This is a genomic window from Marinactinospora endophytica, assembly GCF_054780875.1.
Window position 1 is genome coordinate 74,364 of sequence record NZ_BAAGVM010000003.1, and the last position, 16,309, is coordinate 90,672.

Below are 16,309 nucleotides of genomic sequence, written 5' to 3' on the forward strand. Positions count from 1 at the left end.
CACCACGGCGGTGTGACAGCGCACCGGTGGGGCCGCGCGACGGGACCGGGCCGTGAAGACCGGCCCGGTCCCGCGGTCACACCCCTTTGCCCCGCAGGTGCAACGCGCGCAGGACGGCGTTGGGGGACACCCCGCACGCCACTGCCAGGGCGAGGTAGGCGCGCGGCTCCCGTGGCCGGGCGCGCAGCGTGGCGGCGGCCCACGCGAGCGCGGCGCGCCGGCGACCGGCCGCCGCCTCGGCGAAGGCGATCTGTCCCGCCACCCGCGCGTAACCGGCCCGGACCAGCCGGAATTCCGGGTACTCCGTCAGCAGCCAGCGCAGGGCCGTCGAGATCGTCTGCCAACGGCCGGTGAAGTGGGAGCGTGGATGCCACAGCACCCGGACCCCCACCTCGGGGACGTTGCGGATGGCGGCCCTACGGGCCAGGCGCAGCAGCAGCTCGTAGTCCTCGCCGTAGCTGCCGGGGATCTCCTCGCTGACCGTCCCGCAGCCGTGCACCATCGCATCGCGGCGGATCACGAAGGTGGAGGGGTGCAGCTCGGTCAGCCGGGAACGCAGAAGGTCGGCGAAGGTGATCGTGGTGCGCTCCAGGATCCGATCGGCCTCGGTCGCCTCGTAGGCGACCCGGATACCACAGCACACGATCTCGGTCTCGGGCTCCGCCAGCAGCACCTCGACCTGGCGGCGCAGTTTGCTCGGCAGCCATGTGTCATCGTCGTCGCAGAACGCGACGAGGTCGGTCTCGGCGGCGAGCACTCCGGTGTTGCGCGCACCGGCGAGGCCGGGGCTGTGGGTGTTGGTCACCACCCGGACCGGCCGGTCGCCGCCGTCCTCGGCGAGGGAGTGGTCGGGCTCGTCGTGGTCGTAGACCACCAGTGTGACGATCCGGCCGGGGTAGTCCTGTACGGCGATGGCGCGCAGCGTGCGGCGCAGCAGCTCGGGCCGGTCGCGGGTGGGCACCACGACGGTCACGTCGGGCATCTCGGTGTGCTCGGCGGGCGGCGGGAGCGGGCGGTCGACGGGCCCCCGCTCCGCGGTGACCAGCAGGTCGATGAGCGAACCGGCGCGCCGGACCACGTCGGGCCGCTCGCCCTCGGTCTCCCCCAGCACGAAGTCGTCCGGCTGTTTGAGCGCCTTGTCCAGGGTCGCCCACAACTGTTGGGAGCTCGCACAGGACCGGATCATCCCCGCCTCGTCCAACCGGGCCACGAAGCGGAGCTGGTGATCATCGACGTGCTCGCCAAGCTCGGGATCGCGGGCCACCGAGATGGGCAGCCGGCCATGCCGGCGAACCTCGGTGATCGTGGCCGGGCCGCCGTGCGTGACCACGGCGGTGGCCCGCCGCATCGCGGAGTCCAGCCACTCGCGTTCGAGGAAGGCGATGCCCTCGGCGATCGAGGGGGCGCGTGTCGCACCGTGCTGGACCAGGACGCGGATGCCGGGGTGCTGCTCGGCGTAGGCGTCGATCCAGTCGATGAGCCGGTCGAAGGGATGGTGGTCGGTGCCGACCGTGACGAGGATGAGCGGCCGGGGATCGGCCTGGATGCGAAGCTCGGTCATAGCAGCGGCCCTACGGTGATCGCGGTTGGCATGAACGCGCGCTGTTCCTCCCACTGGGCGAGGAACAGGCGGGTGAACGGACGGCACAGCCGAGCGGTCAGGGTCGGGGTGTCGATGCGGTCGTAGACCTCGATGTAGACGGTGGGGATCCGCAGCAACCAGGCCAGTGCGAAGAACGGCAGGGCGACTCCGGCGCCCGTGCTGACCACGACCGAGGGTCGCGTGCGCGCGAGCGTGCGCGCGGCCAGCACCGTGTTGCGCACCAGGTTGCCGAGGTGGCGGGTGGTCGGGTGGTAGGCCCAGCGCACGTCCTCGCCGGCGAGTGCGGACTCCGCGTCGGGGGTGCGGAACGTGACCCAGGCCCGTTCTCGTTCCTCCCACCACGGCCGCAGGGCACACAGTTGGGCGAGGTGTCCCCCGCTGGACGCGACGAACAGAACAGGGGCGGAAGACATGCCGCCATGATCTCATAACAGTGAGTAATTTAAACGTCACTTCACGTGATGTCGCGTCGTCGTGGACGTGACCGCCTCGCCCCTTCCCCGCAGAGGGGCCCGTAGACCGTCCAGCGCGAGGGGGACGCGCAGCCGCCACAGGGACACGGCGTGCCCGGCGCCCCCCACGGCCAACGCCACGGCCAACGACACCACCCCGCCCCCCAGCAGCGCCTGGAGGGCGAGGGGGACCGCCCCGAACCACCACAGGCACACCCCGGCCGCGAGCGGCCACGCCCGGCTCCACGGATGCAGCCCCCGCGAACCGGCGAGCTGGACGATGGGCGCGAGGTTGCGCAGCACGATCGCCGCCGACCAGGCCAGCGCGCCGCCCACGGCCCCCCACATGGGGACCAGGAGCAGGCACAACGCCACGTTCACGGTGAGCGAGGCGAGATTGTTCAGCAGGTTGCGGCTCGTGCGCCCGGCGGTCATCAAGACGAGGTCGCCCATGCCACAGCCCGAGGCCAGCAGCATCGTCAACGTGATCACCACGAGCACCTCGGCCCCGGCCGCGTAATCCGCGCCGAACAGGCGCAACAGCAGGGGCGCGTACACCACCGTCAACAGGTACAACGGCCAGGCCAGACAGATCAGCCACGCCGTACTCGCCTGGTAGAGCCGGTTCGCGCCGTCCCGATCCCCCACCGCCAGGAGCTCGGCCAGCCGGGGCTGGACGGCGAACTGGATCGCCTGCGCGCCGAACTGGCCGACGACCATGAACCGGGTCGCCGCGGTGAACAACGCGGCGTCGGCCGCGCCGCGCAGGGCCGCCACCAGCACGATCCCGCTGCGCTGGTTGCCGATCTGGGCGATGTCGGCCAGCGAGCGGGGAAGCGCGAACGACCACAGCTCACGGCGGGCGACCGGGCGTGGGACGACGGCCCCGGCGTCGTCGGCCGACGGTCCGGCGGCGGGGCCGCGCGCGATGCGCCGCATCCACCACCAGGCCAGGACCGCGGCCGGCAGGTAGGGGCCGGCCCACGCCACCGCGAGCAACGCGGCCCCGCCGGAGGCCGTGACCGCGCCGAGCAACGCCAGCTGGGCCAGAGGGCGGGCCACCTTGTCCAACAGGGCGCTCGCCCGCATGTCGCGGAACCCGCGGGACACCGCCAGCGCAGCCTCCATGCACACGGCGAACGGCAGGAAGGGCGCGAGCAGCCGCAGGTAGGTGGCTGCCTCGGGCACCCCGAGCCAGGCGGCGAAGTCGTCGGCGAGGACGGCCAGGACACCGGCGAGCAGCACCGCGACCGCGGTCGCCGGCCCCAGGGCCGCCCGCAACAGCGCCGGCACCCGTCCGGCCGCGCCGAGCGCCCGCGATCGAGCGGTGAAGTGGACCAGCGCGTTGGGCGTGCCCAGGCCCGCGACCGCGACGACGATGAGGAACACCGAGGTGGCGGAGAAGAAGGCCCCCGCGGTCTCCTGGTCGAAGGCGCGGGTGACCGCCACGACGAGCGCCACGTTCAGCGCGGCACCCGCCGCCGCGCCGGCCATGCCAACCGCGCCGCCGCGGGCCACCCGGCCCAGTCCGGTGTCGCCGTCGCCTCCGTGCCCCATCGTCCCCTCCCGGATCTCGCCACCGCCGTGCGGCCCTCGTACGCGCCGCGGGTCAGCGCCGCCACGACGGGGTGCGCCCCCACCAGTGGGCCAGGCGCTCGTCGTGCGGTTCGAAGTACTCGGTCAGCCGGGCGCGCAGAACGGGGTCCATCCCCGCGCGGGGGCGGGCGTTGTGCCGTTCGAAGCGGATGTCGGAGTGGTGCGGCAGGCCGAGGAAGTCCTCGATCCGCGCGAACGTCTCCTCGGGCCGTTCGAAGAACTCCTCGCTGTCCACGACGTGCATCCGGCCGCGGCCCAGGTGCTTCTCCAGGCGCGCCAACTGGTCGGCGTAGCGGCCACGGGCCAGGTAGCCGTGGTGCTGGTGGCTGTGGGAGTAGGCCCAGGGCTCCGCGCGCAGCCGCTCCTCCTCGCCGCGCAGCCGCTCCTCCTCGAGCTCGAGCGCGCGCTCGAACGGCTCGGTCTCGAAACCGCGCGCGCTCTCGTGCACGTGGGCGGAGTAGGCGCGTTCGACCGGGTCGCGCAGGGCCACGATGACCTTGATCCCGGGCAGGCCGCGGGCGATCCGCTCGGCGGCCAGCGGGTGGAACATGTAGTAGGGGCTGGACTCGCCGACCTGCCGGTCGCGGGCCCGCGACCGGGTGGGGAAGTGACCCCGGTACCAGGCCGATCCCCGGTCGTAGCCGGTGTCGAAGTAGTGCACCCCCTTGCGGAGGGTGGGCCCCAAGACGTCGGGGTGTTGGAGCAGCGCCTTGAACAGCGACGTCGTCCCGCAACGCTGCGCGCCCACGATGAGGAAGGTGGGAAGCACGCGCATGGACCGGGTGGCCTGGCCGAACAGCCCCGAGGCGGATCGCGCGGTGCGCTGCAACGGGGCGCCGATCGCCGGCGGGATGGACAAGGTGGCGGACATGGGTTGGTTGCTCCTGGTTGTGAGGACCGCGTCCAACGGACGGGTGCGCGGCGGTGGATGGGACCGCCCGCCGGTGGGCGGGCGGAGCGAGGGCACGCGGGTCAACAGGACAGGCGTGCCTCGTGGGCGGCCCGCTCCTCCAGTCCGGCCAGCGCCGGGAGGAGCCAGTCGTCGATGGCGGCCAGGCGACCGCCGGCCTCGGCCTGACGGTCGCGCAGGTAGCGTGTTGCCAGGTCGATCAGGTAGAGCGCCATCACGGTGGAGACGGAATCGGGGCGCACCCCGGCACCGCTCATCAGGGGGTCGCGCAGCAGCCGCGCCCCACTGTCCAACCAGCGGTGGACCCCCGGGTGGACGCCGGCCTGCACGCACTCGTTCAGCTCGTAATGGAGCACGTCAAAACCGATGGGGACACCGAAGGTCAACCGCTCCCAGTCCCACACGAACGCGCGCCGTGGCGTACAGGCGAGATTCCACCGGGTGAGGTCGCCGTGCCAGGCCCCGAACGGCAGACGCACGTCGGGCAGTCCCTCCAGCGCGGCGCGCAGCGCCGGGGCCTCGGCGCGGTCGCCGATCTCGGTGATGCGTTCGGCCAGGGTGTGACGGTAGGCGCAGGCCGACAGGTGTTCCTCGCGCAGGGGCTCCAGCTCCGCGATCTCCAGCGCGCAGCGCAGGAGCTGGCGGCGTGTGGGGCGGTCGGTCTGGTCGCCGACCGGCAAGGGCTCTTGGACCAGCAGGGGTCGGCCGTTCCACGTTCCGGTGTGCAACGGCCGGGGCACGGTGATGCCGCTGAAACGGGTCTCGGCGAGGAGGCGCAGCGCCTCGGACTCGGCCGACACCAGTCGCGAGGTCAGCGGGTTGACCCCCACCTTGGCGTAGCCGATCGTCCGTCCGCCGGGGGTGAGCAGCAACAGCACCGGTTTGCGGTTGGCCCGCGGGGGCCCGACGTGGATCGCGATCACCACCTCGCGGTCCAGCGCGGCCGACAGGGCGTGTTCGATCGCGTGCCCCGACGCCACACGCAGCCGGTCGCGCAGGAGGAGGGGCGCCACACCGCTGGCGAACGCGCCGGTGAGCAGGACGAGGCGGACCCGGTCGCGCAGCGAGTGCCGTTGGGCGAACGCCGCCACGCCGCGCGCGGCGGCGTGGCGGTTGGCGACGGGCAGGATGATGCGCGGATTGTGCGCCGAGGGCACGGGAAGGTACTCGCGGGCCGCTCCCGACCTGAGGGGGACGGCGCCGTTGAACGGGGAGTCGTCGCGGCCGCGGCCCAGTGTGCCGCCGCAGGGCCACAGGATCTCGGCGAGCTCGGTCAGATAGGCGGCTTCGCTGGTCATCGCCCAACCCCCTCGGGAGTCGCGACGGCGCCGGGGGCGGGCGTGGACCTGCGCCACAGAAGGGCGACGGCGGTCAACGACAGGGCCAGCGGCGCCGTGAGCGCGACGTAGAAGAACATGTACCAAAACAGCAGCAGGACGGTCAGCAGCGCACCCGAACCCACCAGGGACACGTCGAACCGGTGCCGCCACACCGCCTGGGCGAAGAAGCCCAGGAAGAACGCGGTCCCGACCCACCCGTTCGCGATGAGGAGGAGCCACAGCTGGCCGTTGTTGCCGATGACGTGGTTGCCACACTGGGGGCATTCGGGGGACTTGCCGATGGCGATGGAGGTGCCGCTGCCCAGGGCTTCGCGGGTGGAGCCCCAGCCGATGACGGGGGAGTCCATCGCGGCGCGCACGGCGGCGGCGCTGGCGACGGCCCGGCCGTCGTCGCTGTGCGGGTTGGCGGCCCGGTCCTCGACGATCCCCATCAAGGGGGAGAGCAGGAGGGCCCCCGCGGCGAGGAGGCCCGCCAGGCAGCACAGCCCCACCTCGACGATCCGGCCCCGGCGCGCCAGCTGCACCAGCGCGAACAGGATCGACAGGGCCAGCCCCACCCACAGACCCCGGTTGAGCGAGTAGACGATCGGCACCACGGACAGCGCCAGCGCCAGGCAGGCGGTCCACCGCCGCCATCCCCGCCCACGGCACACCCAGCCGATGACCAGCCAGATGACCAGCAGCGACAGGTTGTTGCCCCAGGAGTTGGTGTACTCCCACGGCGCCTTGGGCCGGGGTGCCTCGTACCCCAGGACGTCCATGACCTGGGCCGCGGCGGGATGGATGAGCGTCTGGAGGTAGGGGTCGCGGGCCAGGGGGCCGGGCAGCAGCAGCTCCAGCGGCGCGGTGAACTCGAAGTAGGGCGCGAACGTGCCCAGCAGCCCCCCGGCGACGGTCGCCAGGCACAGCCAGCCCAGGGCGCGCGCGACGGCGCCGTCGGAGAACTCGGCGCGGGAGAGGTTGCCGACGTAGAGCAGCAGCACCGTCAGGGCGAGGTAGGTGAGGACCCGGACGAGCGCGCCGGCGAGTCCGGCGCTGCCGGGCAGCGCGCCGGGCGGGGTGAGCCCGAGCAGCGCCAGACCGGCCACCGACCACACCAGGAACAGCGCCCACAGCGTGAACCCCGGGGGCAGCCGCAGCAGGCCCGCGCGTTTGCGGCGCCACAGGTGCAGCGCCATGGGCAGCGCGAATACCCAGAAGGCGAACTGGCCGAGCCCCAGGGCCCACCACAGGGGGTAACCGGCGAACAGCGCGACGAACGGCCATCCGGCGGGCCAGGAGGTGAACCGGGACGGAGTAGTGGCGGTCGGGGAGAGGGACGCGGGCGCGCCCGACGTGGAGGAGACGTCCATCAGCGTCGCGAGGCCAGGTCGGCGTCGTCGCTGCCGACGTTCGTGGTGGCGTCGGGAAGGTCGTCGCCGGCGGGCTCCGACCGCGCGGGGGCCGCCGGTGACGGGGCGGCCGGGGCTGAAACGGCCTGGCGGGGCAGGACCACCGTGCCCAGCAGCCCGGTACCGCTGCCGTCCAGGCGCCGCGCGCCCTGGGTGAGGTCGGCCACGTGGGTGTGCCCCAGCTCGACCACGACCAGAACGGCGTCGGCCACGCAGGCCAGCGCCGCGGCGTCGGCCCGTTCGGACATGGGCGCGGTGGCGATGACGACGTGGCGGGTGTCGGCGCGCAGGCGCCCGACCAGGCTGGTCATCGTCTCGCGCTGGAGCAGCTCGGCCGCGCGGGAGGGGTCGTCGCCGGGAAGGAGAACGCGCACGCCGGGAAGGGCGGCCGGGCGCCGCTCCAGCGTGGTGGGGTCGGCGGCGTCGGCGAGGACCTCGGCGAGCCCGGGGCCCGCAGGCAGGTTGAGGACCCTGGTGGCGGAGGTGCCGTCGGGGTCGGCGCAGACGAGGAGGACGTCGGCTCCGGTGCGGGCCAGGGCGGCGGCGAGGTTGGCGGCCACGGTGGTCCCGGCGTGGCCGGTCGAGGCACCCGTCACCACCACGGTGCGGCCGTCCTCGCCGAGCGCGGCCCCCAGGGCGTGCGCGAGGCCGTTGAAGGCCTGACCGGTCCGGGAGCCGGACGACGAGAGCCCGATCCGGCCGCCGCCGTGGCCCTCACCGGTCAGGTCCAGCAGGAGCGCCGGCGCGTCGGCGCGCTGGAGCTCGCGGACGGTGTGCAGCCGGGGGTCGCCGCGGTCGACGAGGTAGGCGACGGCCAGTCCCAGGACCAGTCCCAGCAGGGCACCGCTGCCCAGCCACAGGTGGGGGATGGGCGAGCTGGGGGATTCGGGGGCGACCGCGGCGGTGATGATCCGGCCGGGGTCGAGGGAGTCGGCCAGCGCGGCGAGCGGGTTGATCCGCGCGTTGAGCTCGGAGATCTCGTCTTGAACCGAGGTGAGGCGGGATTCGGCGCGCAACTGGGTGGCGCCGGTGCCCGAAGCGGCGCGCTCGGCGAGCTCCTCGAGCTCCTCGTAGCGTTCGTCGCGGTCGGCGCGTAGCGCCTTCAACCTTCCCTCGATCTGGCCGCCGACCTGTTCGGCGCGGTAGTCGAGATAGGCCTCGGCGAACGCGGTGGAGCCCTCGCGGGCGTGTTCGGGGGAGCCGGCGGAGTAGGAGATCTCCAGGACGCTGCTGTTCGGCGGGACCGTGACCTCGACCCGTTCGCGGACCTCGGTGACGTCCTCGCCGGTGCCCAGCCGGGCCACCGCGGTGTCGGCGACCTCGGCGGAGCGGACGACCTGGGCCTCGGTGTCGAGGTTGACCTCGCCGTTGGTGCGGCCGGACCGTTCGCCGGTGAGTTCGGCGATGCCGGTGGGCAGGACCTGCACGGCGGTCTCGGCGGTGTAGGAGCGTGGCACGAGGAACAGGGCCGTGGTGGCCACGACGACGCCGGCCGCGGTACCGGCGGCGACCACCCACCAGCGCCGTCGCAGCAGGGCGGTGTAGTCGGCGAGCTCGGGTCCGGGGGCGGCGGTGTCCATGGGGTGCCGATCCTTTCTGGGAGGGGGCGGGGGCCGGTCACGGTCCGGAGGACGGTAATCACCAAGGGTAGTCGTTCGGGTGCGTTCCGTGGTTTACCTTGCACAGGGTTTTCGGCGTGCATGTTGAACCGGGGCTGCCCGTCTCTTTCCCGTGGCGTGGTCGAGGGCGATGGCCGTTCGCCCCTGGACGAGGACCTACCGTGGGGGTATGCGGATGACGGCTTTCACCGACCTCTCGCTGCGCATCGTGATGCGGCTTGCGGTGGCGGAAGAGGAGGAGCTGCTGACCACGCGCAGGGTCGCGGACCTCCTGGTGGTGCCCTACAGCCATGCCGTCAAGGTGGTCGCCCGCCTCTCCGACATGGGCATGGTGGAGGCCCGTCGCGGCAGGGGCGGCGGGTTGCGGTTGACCGAGGCCGGGCGGCGCGCCTCGGTCGGGATGATCGTGCGCGAGCTCGAAGGGGGCGGGGACGTCGTCGGCTGCGAGGACGACCCGCCCTGTCCGTTGCGGTCGGCGTGTCGCCTGCGCGGGGCCCTGCGTGCCGCGCAGGAGGCCTTCTTCGCCTCCCTCGACGGGGTCAGCGTCGAATCGCTGGTCGCGCCCCCGACCGGGCCGGTCCTCCACGCGCTGCGGCCCCCGGGAGACGGTCTTCCCGTCTGAAACGGGGTAAGCGGGACCCGGATGGGGGAGGCCGCGTGGGCGTCTTAATATGCATTTCAGATTCCTATTTAGGCGTCGTGTTCCGCGCCGAAGGAGGCCCAGCATGCTGTCCGCTGAATCCGCCGAACTCGTCCGCCGGACCCTGCCCGTCGTCGGTGCGGCCCTGGACGAGATCACCGCTCGCTTCTACGACACGATGTTCGCCGAGCACCCCGACCTGCTCGACGGCATGTTCAACCGGGGTAACCAGGCCAATGGCGAACAGCGGCGGGCCCTCGCCGGCTCCATCGCGGGCTTCGCCCGAGCGCTGCTGGACCACCCCGACGAGCGTCCCGACGCCCTGCTCTCCCGCATCGCCCACAAGCACGTCGCCGTCGGAGTCACCGACGACCAGTACGTCATCGTCCACAAGTACCTGTTCGGCGCCATGACCGAGGTCCTCGGCGACGCCCTGACGCCCGACGTGGCCGCCGCCTGGGACGAGGTCTACTGGCTCATGGCCGGCGCCCTCATCGCCGCAGAGGCGCGCCTGCGCGCCGTCGCCGGGATCCAGGACGGCGACGACGTGTGGCGGACCTGGACGGTCGTCGAACGTCGCCAGGAGACGCCCGACGCGGTGTCGTTCCTCCTGCGCCCCACCGCCGGCCCCGCCCCGCTCCCGCCGGCCCGGCCGGGCCAGTACGTCAGCGTCCGCGTGCGCATGCCGGACGGCCTGCACCAGCTCCGCCAGTACACCCTCTCCGGCGGCACCGGCGGGGACACCCGGCGCATCACCGTCAAGCGGGTCCGCGAGCCCGGCGCCCCCGAGGGAGAGGTCTCGGCCCTGCTCCACGACACCGTGGACGTCGGAGCCGAACTCACCCTGTCCGCCCCGTTCGGGGACGTCGTCCCCGACCCCGGCGACACCCCGCTGCTCCTCGTCTCCGCGGGCATCGGGATCACCCCCATGGCCGCGGTCCTGCACGACCTCGTCGACAGCGGCTCGCAGCGGCCCGTCCTCGCGCTGCACGCCGACCGCTCCCCCCGCACCCACGCGCTGGGCGAGGAGGTCACCGGCCTGATCGACCGGCTGCCCCGGGCGCGCGGCGTCGTCTGGTACGAAGACCCCGGGGACAGTGACGCCCGGCCCGGGCGCATGGACCTGACCGGCCTGGACATCCCCGCCGACGCCGAGGTCCTGATGTGCGGGCCGCTCCCCTTCATGCGGGCCGTCCGCGCCGACCTGCTCGCCGCGGGGATCTCCCCGCGCTCCATCCACTACGAGGTGTTCGGCCCGGATCTGTGGCTGCCCCAGGACGCCTGAACACACGGCGAGGCCCCGCGGGGCCTCGCCGTGTGACGGGTCAGGACCTGGTCGAGGCCCCGGCCAGGTCCGGCTCGAAGATGGCCTCGACCAGATCGCTGCACCACTTCAGCAGCTCCAGGTCGCGCAACGGACGGCCGCCGAGCCCCCCGGACTTGGGCGCGGGGACCAGCAGCGTGCTCGTGGCCTCCTTCAACAGCGACTTCGGATACAGCCGCCGCAACCGCAACTGGCGGGACTCCGGCAACTCCACCGGCGCGAAGCGGACCTGGTTGCCCTGCAAAACGACGTCGCTCAGTCCGGCGCTGCGGGCCAGCACGCGGAAGCGGGCCACGGCCAGGAGGTTGTCGACCGGCTGCGGAGGCTCACCGTAACGGTCGGCCAGCTCCTCGCGCACCGCCACGATGTCGTCGAGGCCCGACACGCTCGCGATCCGCTTGTAGGCCTCCAGGCGCAACCGTTCGCCGGGCACGTAGTCGTGCGGGATGTGGGCGTTGATCGGCAGCTCGACCTTGGTCTCGACCTCTTCGGCGGCCGAGGCGTCGCCCTTGAGCTCGCGGACCGCCTCGCCGACCATGCGCACGTACAGGTCGAAACCGACCCCGGCGATGCTCCCGGACTGCTCGGCGCCGAGGATGTTGCCCGCGCCGCGGATCTCCAGGTCCTTCATCGCCACGTACATGCCCGCGCCGGTCTCGGTGTGCTGCGCGACCGTCGCCAACCGCTCGTGCGCGGTCTCGGTCAGCGGTTTCTCGGGCGGGTACAGGAAGTAGGCGTAGGCGCGTTCGCGGCCCCGCCCCACCCGGCCGCGGAGCTGGTGCAGCTGCGACAGGCCGTAGGTGTCGGCGCGGTCGACGATGAGGGTGTTGGCGTTGGGCACGTCCAGCCCCGACTCCACGATGGTGGTCGAGACCAGCACGTCGAAGTTCTTCTCCCAGAAGTCGACCATGACCTTCTCGAGCTGCTGCTCGTTCATCTGGCCATGGGCGTAGGCGACCCGGGCCTCGGGGACCAGCCTGCTCAGGGACGCGGCCACGCGGTCGATCGAGGCCACGCGGTTGTGCACGAAGAAGACCTGGCCCTCGCGCATCAGCTCGCGGCGGATCGCCGCGGCGATCTGCTTCTCGTCGTAGGGGCCCACGAACGTGAGCACCGGGTGGCGCTCCTCCGGGGGCGTGAGGATCGTCGTCATCTCGCGGATGCCGGTCAGGCCCATCTCGAGGGTCCGCGGGATCGGGGTCGCCGACATCGCCAGCACGTCGACCTGCGTGCGCAGCCGCTTCAGGGCCTCCTTGTGCTCGACGCCGAACCGTTGTTCCTCGTCGATGATCACCAGGCCGAGGTTCTTGAACTTCGTCTCCGACGACAGCAACCGGTGCGTGCCGATGACGACGTCGACCTGGCCGGTGCGCAACCCCTCGCGGGTGGCCTCGACCTCGGAGTCGGTCTGGAAGCGCGACAGCGGCTTCACCGTGACCGGGAACGAGGCGTAGCGTTCGGTGAACGTCGACAGGTGCTGCTGCACCAACAGGGTGGTCGGCACCAGCAGGGCCACCTGCTTGCCGTCCTGGACCGCCTTGAACGCCGCGCGGACGGCGACCTCGGTCTTGCCGTAGCCGACGTCACCGCAGATCAGCCGGTCCATCGGGACGGGCTTTTCCATGTCGCGCTTGACCTCGTCGATGGCCGCGAGCTGGTCGGGCGTCTCGACGTAGGGGAACGCGTCCTCGAGTTCGCGCTGCCAGGGCGTGTCCGGGCCGAAGGCGTGGCCGGGGGAGGCCTGGCGCGCGGAGTACAGCCGGATCAGGTCGCCGGCGATCTCCCGGACGACCTTGCGCGCGCGGTTCTTGGTCTTGGTCCAGTCGGCCCCGCCCATCCTGCTCAGCGTGGGCGCCTCGCCGCCGACGTAGCGGGTGACCTCGTCGAGCTGGTCGGTGGGCACGAACAGCCGGTCGCCGGGCTGCCCGCGCTTGGACGGCGCGTACTCGATGACCAGGTAGTCGCGGGTGGCCCCCTGGACGCTGCGGCTGACCATCTCGATGTAGCGGCCCACACCGTGCTGCTCGTGCACCACGTAGTCGCCGGACTTGAGCTGGAGCGGGTCGACCGCGCCCCTGCGCCGGCTGGGCATGCGCCGCATGTCCTTGGTGGAGGACTTCTGCCCGGCGAGGTCGGTCTCGGTGAGCACGACGGTGCGCACCGAACGCCAGACGAAGCCGTGTTCGATCCGTCCGGTGGTCACCGTCGCGACGGAGGGGTCCGGCGCGGAGGACAGGTCCGGCTGGAGCCGGGCGCCCAGGCCGGAGTCGCGCAACATCGACACCAACCGTTCCGCCGGCCCCTGCCCCTGGGTGACCAGCGTGACCCGCCACTCGTCGTGCAGCCACGACTTGACGTCGGCGAGCGCGCGCTCGGTGTCGCCGCGGTACTCGTCGGCGGCGGTGGCGCCGATGAGGAGGGAGTCGTCCTCCTCGGCCGTCGCCGGCGCGCCCGGGTCGAACGGGGTGATCGTCCACCAGGCCAGGCCCAGCCGGTCGGCGTCCGAACGGACCTGGGCGATCGACCTGTAGGCGGAGGCGCCCAGGTCGATGGGGGCCTCGCCGCCGGAGGCGGCGTTGACCCAGGAGGCGTCCAGGAACTCCTTGCTGGTCGCCTCGAGCTCCAGCGCCCGGGTGCGGATGCGCTCGGGGTCGCAGGCCACGATGTGGGCTCCGGCCGGCAGGTATTCCAGCAGCAGCTCCATGTGGTCGGTGAGCGCCGGCGCGAACGCCTCCATCCCCTCGACCACGACACCGTCGGCGAGCTTGGCCAAGATGTCGGCCAGGGCGGGGTGGTCGGCCGCGAGCGCGCGGGCGCGTTCGCGTACCGCCGGGGTGAGCAGCAGCTCCCGGCAGGGAGGGGCGAACAGGCCCGGCGCCGAGCCGGCGCGGGTCTCGTCGGGCTTGCCGGGCAGGGAACGCTGGTCGGCCACCTGGAAGTAGCGGATCTCGTCGACCCGGTCGCCCCAGAACTCCAACCGCAGCGGGTGTTCCTCGGTGGGCGGGAACACGTCGAGGATGCCGCCGCGCACGGCGATGTCGCCCCGCTTCTCGACCAGGTCGACCCGCGCGTAGCCGGCCTCGACCAGGGCCTGCACGACGTCGTCGAGCTCGGCCTCGTCGCCCGGCCGGATGCGCACGGGCCGCAGGTCGCCGAGCCCGGCGACGAGCGGCTGGAGCACACTGCGCACGGGGGCGACGACGACCCGCAGCGGCGAGGTGAGCGGGTCGGAGGGATCGGGGTGGGCCAGGCGGCGCAGCACCGCCAGCCGGCGGCCCACGGTGTCGGAGCGCGGCGACAACCGCTCGTGCGGCAGCGTCTCCCAGGCGGGGAAGAGCGCGACCGACTCGGCGGGCAGGAGCGATCCGAGGGCGTCGGCGAGGTCGGCCGCCTCGCGCTCGGTCGCCGTGACGGCGAGGACCGGACGGTCCGCCCCCACGGGGGCCCCGGCGGCCAGCGCGGCCAACAGGAACGGGCGCAGCGCGGGCGGCGCCACGAGATCGAGACGAGGATCGTGGCCGCCGCGGGCGGTTGCGATCGCTTTCTTGAGGGCCGGATCGTCGGCGACGACGGCGAGAAGTCCAGAAAGGCTCATATCACCAGGTGGGGCGTGTGACGGTGGTACCGATGGGTGCGGCGGGCGGGACGCGCGGTGCTGGATCGGTGGGCTCCCCGTTCCTAGCCTACGCGCGGACCCGTACCACGGGGGCCGGGATCACCAGGGCCGGGACGGTGGGGGGAAGCCATCGGACATCTGATGACAACACAAGGTGGCTCACCGCTGTTCCCCTCCATCCGGGCCAAGAAGGGCGTTTCCGACCGGCCGGCCGGCACCGCGACCCCGGGTAATACGCTGGTGCGAAGCGTCTGCGCACACTGAGGGAGCGTCCATGAGCGGGTCCGCCGGCGACCGCCCGACCTTCACCCCCGACCCCCAGGCGATGGCCCACCTGGAACTGATCCTGGGCGGCGCCTGTCCGCTGGCCGGCTTCCTCACCGCGGCCGAGGCGGCCTCGGTGGTCAAGCACGGCCGGCTGCCCGACGGAACCGATTGGCCGGTGCCGGTCACGCTCCCGATCCCCGACGAACTCGCCGGTGTCGAAAGGCTGCTGCTCACCGACCCCGAGGGAGCGCCGCTGGCCGAGCTGGAGGTCACCGAGCGCTGGTGGGCGGAGGGAGGGCACCGGCTCGCCGGACCGGTGCGCCCGGTGGCACCGCCGGTCCACGGGGCGTTGCGCCACCTCCGCCGCACCGCCGAGGAGGTGCGGGCCGAGCGCGGCGACGGCGGCGGAGGCCGGCCGCTGCTCGCGGTCGTCACCGACACCCCACTGCACCACCGGGCGCTGCACCGTGTCCGGGCCGCCGCACGGGAGGCCGGTGGCGGCGTCCCGGCCGACGTCCTCGTGCTCGTCGACGCCCCTCTCGACTCCGAGGGGGCGGTGCCCATGGTGCTCGCGGCGGTCGGAGCGCTGCCCGAGGGGACCCGCGTCGTCGTGGTCACCCTGCCCAGCCCCGCCGACGGGTTCGACCCGGACGAGGACGTCGCTTCGCGCCGCGCTCTCCTCGCCGCGCACGTCGCGCGGGCCTACGGCGCGACGCACGTGCTGGTCGAACGCGCCACGCCGATGGCCGCACCTCCGGCCGACGGCGCCCCCATCCCCTTCCTGGCTCCGCCTGCGCCGCGCTACGACCTGGCCCGTGGCGCCTGGCGGCCGGCCGACCTGGTCGCACCGGGTGACGCGGCCGAGGAGCCCGACGAGGCCGAGGTCGCCCTGATGCTCGCGCGGGGCGAGGAACTGCCCGGCTGGTTCACCCCCGCCGAGGTCGCCGCGGCGCTCGCGGCCCGCCGGCCGCCGCGCGTCCGCCGCGGCCTGACCCTCTTCTTCACCGGTCTGTCCGGTTCGGGCAAGTCCACGGTGGCGCGCGGCGTGGCTGAGGCCGTCCGCGCCGCCGGGCGGACCGTGACCCTCCTCGACGGCGACGTCGTGCGGCGGATGCTGTCGTCGGGGCTGACCTTCTCCCGGGCCGACCGCGACCTCAACGTCCGCCGTATCGGCTACGTCGCCGCCGAGATCGCCCGGCACGGCGGCGTCGCCATCTGCGCCCCGATCGCGCCCTACGCCGCGACCCGCGCCGAGGTGCGCGCCATGGCGGAGGCCACGGGCGACTTCCTGCTGGTCCACGTGGCCACCCCGATCGAGGTGTGCGAGGCGCGCGACCGCAAGGGGCTGTACGCCCAGGCGCGGGCCGGGCGGATTCCGGAGTTCACCGGGGTCTCGGACCCCTACGAGGTCCCTGAGGACGCCGACCTCACGATCGACACCGCCGCCGCCACGATCGAGGAGTCCGTCGCCGAGGTCGTCACCATGCTGGGCGAGGGGGGCTGGCTGCCCCGCTGAGACGCGCGGGAGCCGGGGGTGGCGGAGCGCGTCCG

Annotated in this window: 11 protein-coding genes; 3 read left to right on the top strand and 8 right to left on the bottom strand. The window is 73.2% G+C overall.

Annotation, left to right across the window (positions count from 1 at the left end; genetic code table 11):
• Window positions 1–76 precede the first annotated feature (76 nt).
• From ACYVHU_RS06975 to ACYVHU_RS07005, 7 genes are all read right to left on the bottom strand, one after another.
• A complete protein-coding gene (locus ACYVHU_RS06975) occupies window positions 77–1,561 on the bottom strand; it encodes a glycosyltransferase (RefSeq protein ID WP_078763430.1) in 1,485 nt (494 codons plus the stop codon).
• Entirely contained in the window at window positions 1,558–2,016 is a 459-nt protein-coding gene (locus ACYVHU_RS06980; protein ID WP_078763429.1) for a glycosyltransferase family 28 protein, read from the bottom strand. Before ACYVHU_RS06980 ends, ACYVHU_RS06975 begins: the two co-directional genes overlap by 4 nt.
• Before the next feature lie 36 nt (window positions 2,017–2,052).
• On the bottom strand, window positions 2,053–3,612 hold the full coding sequence (locus tag ACYVHU_RS06985; protein ID WP_078763428.1) for a lipopolysaccharide biosynthesis protein: 1,560 nt from the start codon (window positions 3,610–3,612) through the stop codon (window positions 2,053–2,055).
• Between the two features lie 52 nt (window positions 3,613–3,664).
• A complete protein-coding gene (locus ACYVHU_RS06990) occupies window positions 3,665–4,522 on the bottom strand; it encodes a sulfotransferase family protein (protein ID WP_078763427.1) in 858 nt (285 codons plus the stop codon).
• Window positions 4,523–4,623: 101 nt separating this feature from the next.
• Entirely contained in the window at window positions 4,624–5,859 is a 1,236-nt protein-coding gene (locus ACYVHU_RS06995; protein ID WP_078763500.1) for a phosphotransferase, read from the bottom strand.
• Complete coding sequence (locus tag ACYVHU_RS07000) at window positions 5,856–7,253, bottom strand: ligase (RefSeq protein WP_498947889.1); 1,398 nt, start codon at window positions 7,251–7,253, stop codon at window positions 5,856–5,858. Before ACYVHU_RS07000 ends, ACYVHU_RS06995 begins: the two co-directional genes overlap by 4 nt.
• Window positions 7,253–8,872, bottom strand: a complete 1,620-nt coding sequence (locus ACYVHU_RS07005; RefSeq protein WP_498947891.1) for a Wzz/FepE/Etk N-terminal domain-containing protein — start codon at window positions 8,870–8,872, stop codon at window positions 7,253–7,255. Before ACYVHU_RS07005 ends, ACYVHU_RS07000 begins: the two co-directional genes overlap by 1 nt.
• 208 nt (window positions 8,873–9,080) lie before the next feature.
• On the opposite strand from ACYVHU_RS07005, the gene ACYVHU_RS07010 reads away from it, so the two are divergent.
• Window positions 9,081–9,533, top strand: a complete 453-nt coding sequence (locus ACYVHU_RS07010) for an RrF2 family transcriptional regulator (protein WP_498947893.1) — start codon at window positions 9,081–9,083, stop codon at window positions 9,531–9,533.
• 103 nt (window positions 9,534–9,636) lie between these two features.
• On the top strand, window positions 9,637–10,836 hold the full coding sequence (locus ACYVHU_RS07015) for an NO-inducible flavohemoprotein (protein WP_498947894.1): 1,200 nt from the start codon (window positions 9,637–9,639) through the stop codon (window positions 10,834–10,836).
• A gap of 40 nt (window positions 10,837–10,876) precedes the next feature.
• Here the strand turns inward: ACYVHU_RS07015 and mfd are convergent, their stop codons facing one another.
• Window positions 10,877–14,470, bottom strand: coding sequence for a transcription-repair coupling factor (gene mfd / locus ACYVHU_RS07020; RefSeq protein ID WP_498947896.1), 3,594 nt, complete (start codon window positions 14,468–14,470; stop codon window positions 10,877–10,879).
• Between the two features lie 295 nt (window positions 14,471–14,765).
• On the opposite strand from mfd, the gene cysC reads away from it, so the two are divergent.
• The gene (gene cysC / locus ACYVHU_RS07025; RefSeq protein WP_498947897.1) at window positions 14,766–16,274 is read left to right on the top strand and encodes a bifunctional sulfate adenylyltransferase/adenylylsulfate kinase; all 1,509 of its coding nucleotides are present in this window, start codon (window positions 14,766–14,768) and stop codon (window positions 16,272–16,274) included.
• The last annotated feature ends 35 nt before the right edge of the window (window positions 16,275–16,309 follow it).

Excerpts from the sequence above, each read along its gene's own strand:
- mfd (WP_498947896.1), bottom strand. The coding sequence starts at position 14,470 with ATGAGCCTTTCTGGACTTCTCGCCGTCGTCGCCGACGATCCGGCCCTC.
- cysC (WP_498947897.1), top strand. The coding sequence starts at position 14,766 with ATGAGCGGGTCCGCCGGCGACCGCCCGACCTTCACCCCCGACCCCCAG.
- ACYVHU_RS07005 (WP_498947891.1), bottom strand. The coding sequence starts at position 8,872 with ATGGACACCGCCGCCCCCGGACCCGAGCTCGCCGACTACACCGCCCTG.
- ACYVHU_RS07010 (WP_498947893.1), top strand. The coding sequence starts at position 9,081 with ATGCGGATGACGGCTTTCACCGACCTCTCGCTGCGCATCGTGATGCGG.
- ACYVHU_RS06975 (WP_078763430.1), bottom strand. The coding sequence starts at position 1,561 with ATGACCGAGCTTCGCATCCAGGCCGATCCCCGGCCGCTCATCCTCGTC.
- ACYVHU_RS06990 (WP_078763427.1), bottom strand. The coding sequence starts at position 4,522 with ATGTCCGCCACCTTGTCCATCCCGCCGGCGATCGGCGCCCCGTTGCAG.
- ACYVHU_RS07015 (WP_498947894.1), top strand. The coding sequence starts at position 9,637 with ATGCTGTCCGCTGAATCCGCCGAACTCGTCCGCCGGACCCTGCCCGTC.
- ACYVHU_RS07000 (WP_498947889.1), bottom strand. The coding sequence starts at position 7,253 with ATGGACGTCTCCTCCACGTCGGGCGCGCCCGCGTCCCTCTCCCCGACC.
- ACYVHU_RS06980 (WP_078763429.1), bottom strand. The coding sequence starts at position 2,016 with ATGTCTTCCGCCCCTGTTCTGTTCGTCGCGTCCAGCGGGGGACACCTC.
- ACYVHU_RS06985 (WP_078763428.1), bottom strand. The coding sequence starts at position 3,612 with ATGGGGCACGGAGGCGACGGCGACACCGGACTGGGCCGGGTGGCCCGC.
- ACYVHU_RS06995 (WP_078763500.1), bottom strand. The coding sequence starts at position 5,859 with ATGACCAGCGAAGCCGCCTATCTGACCGAGCTCGCCGAGATCCTGTGG.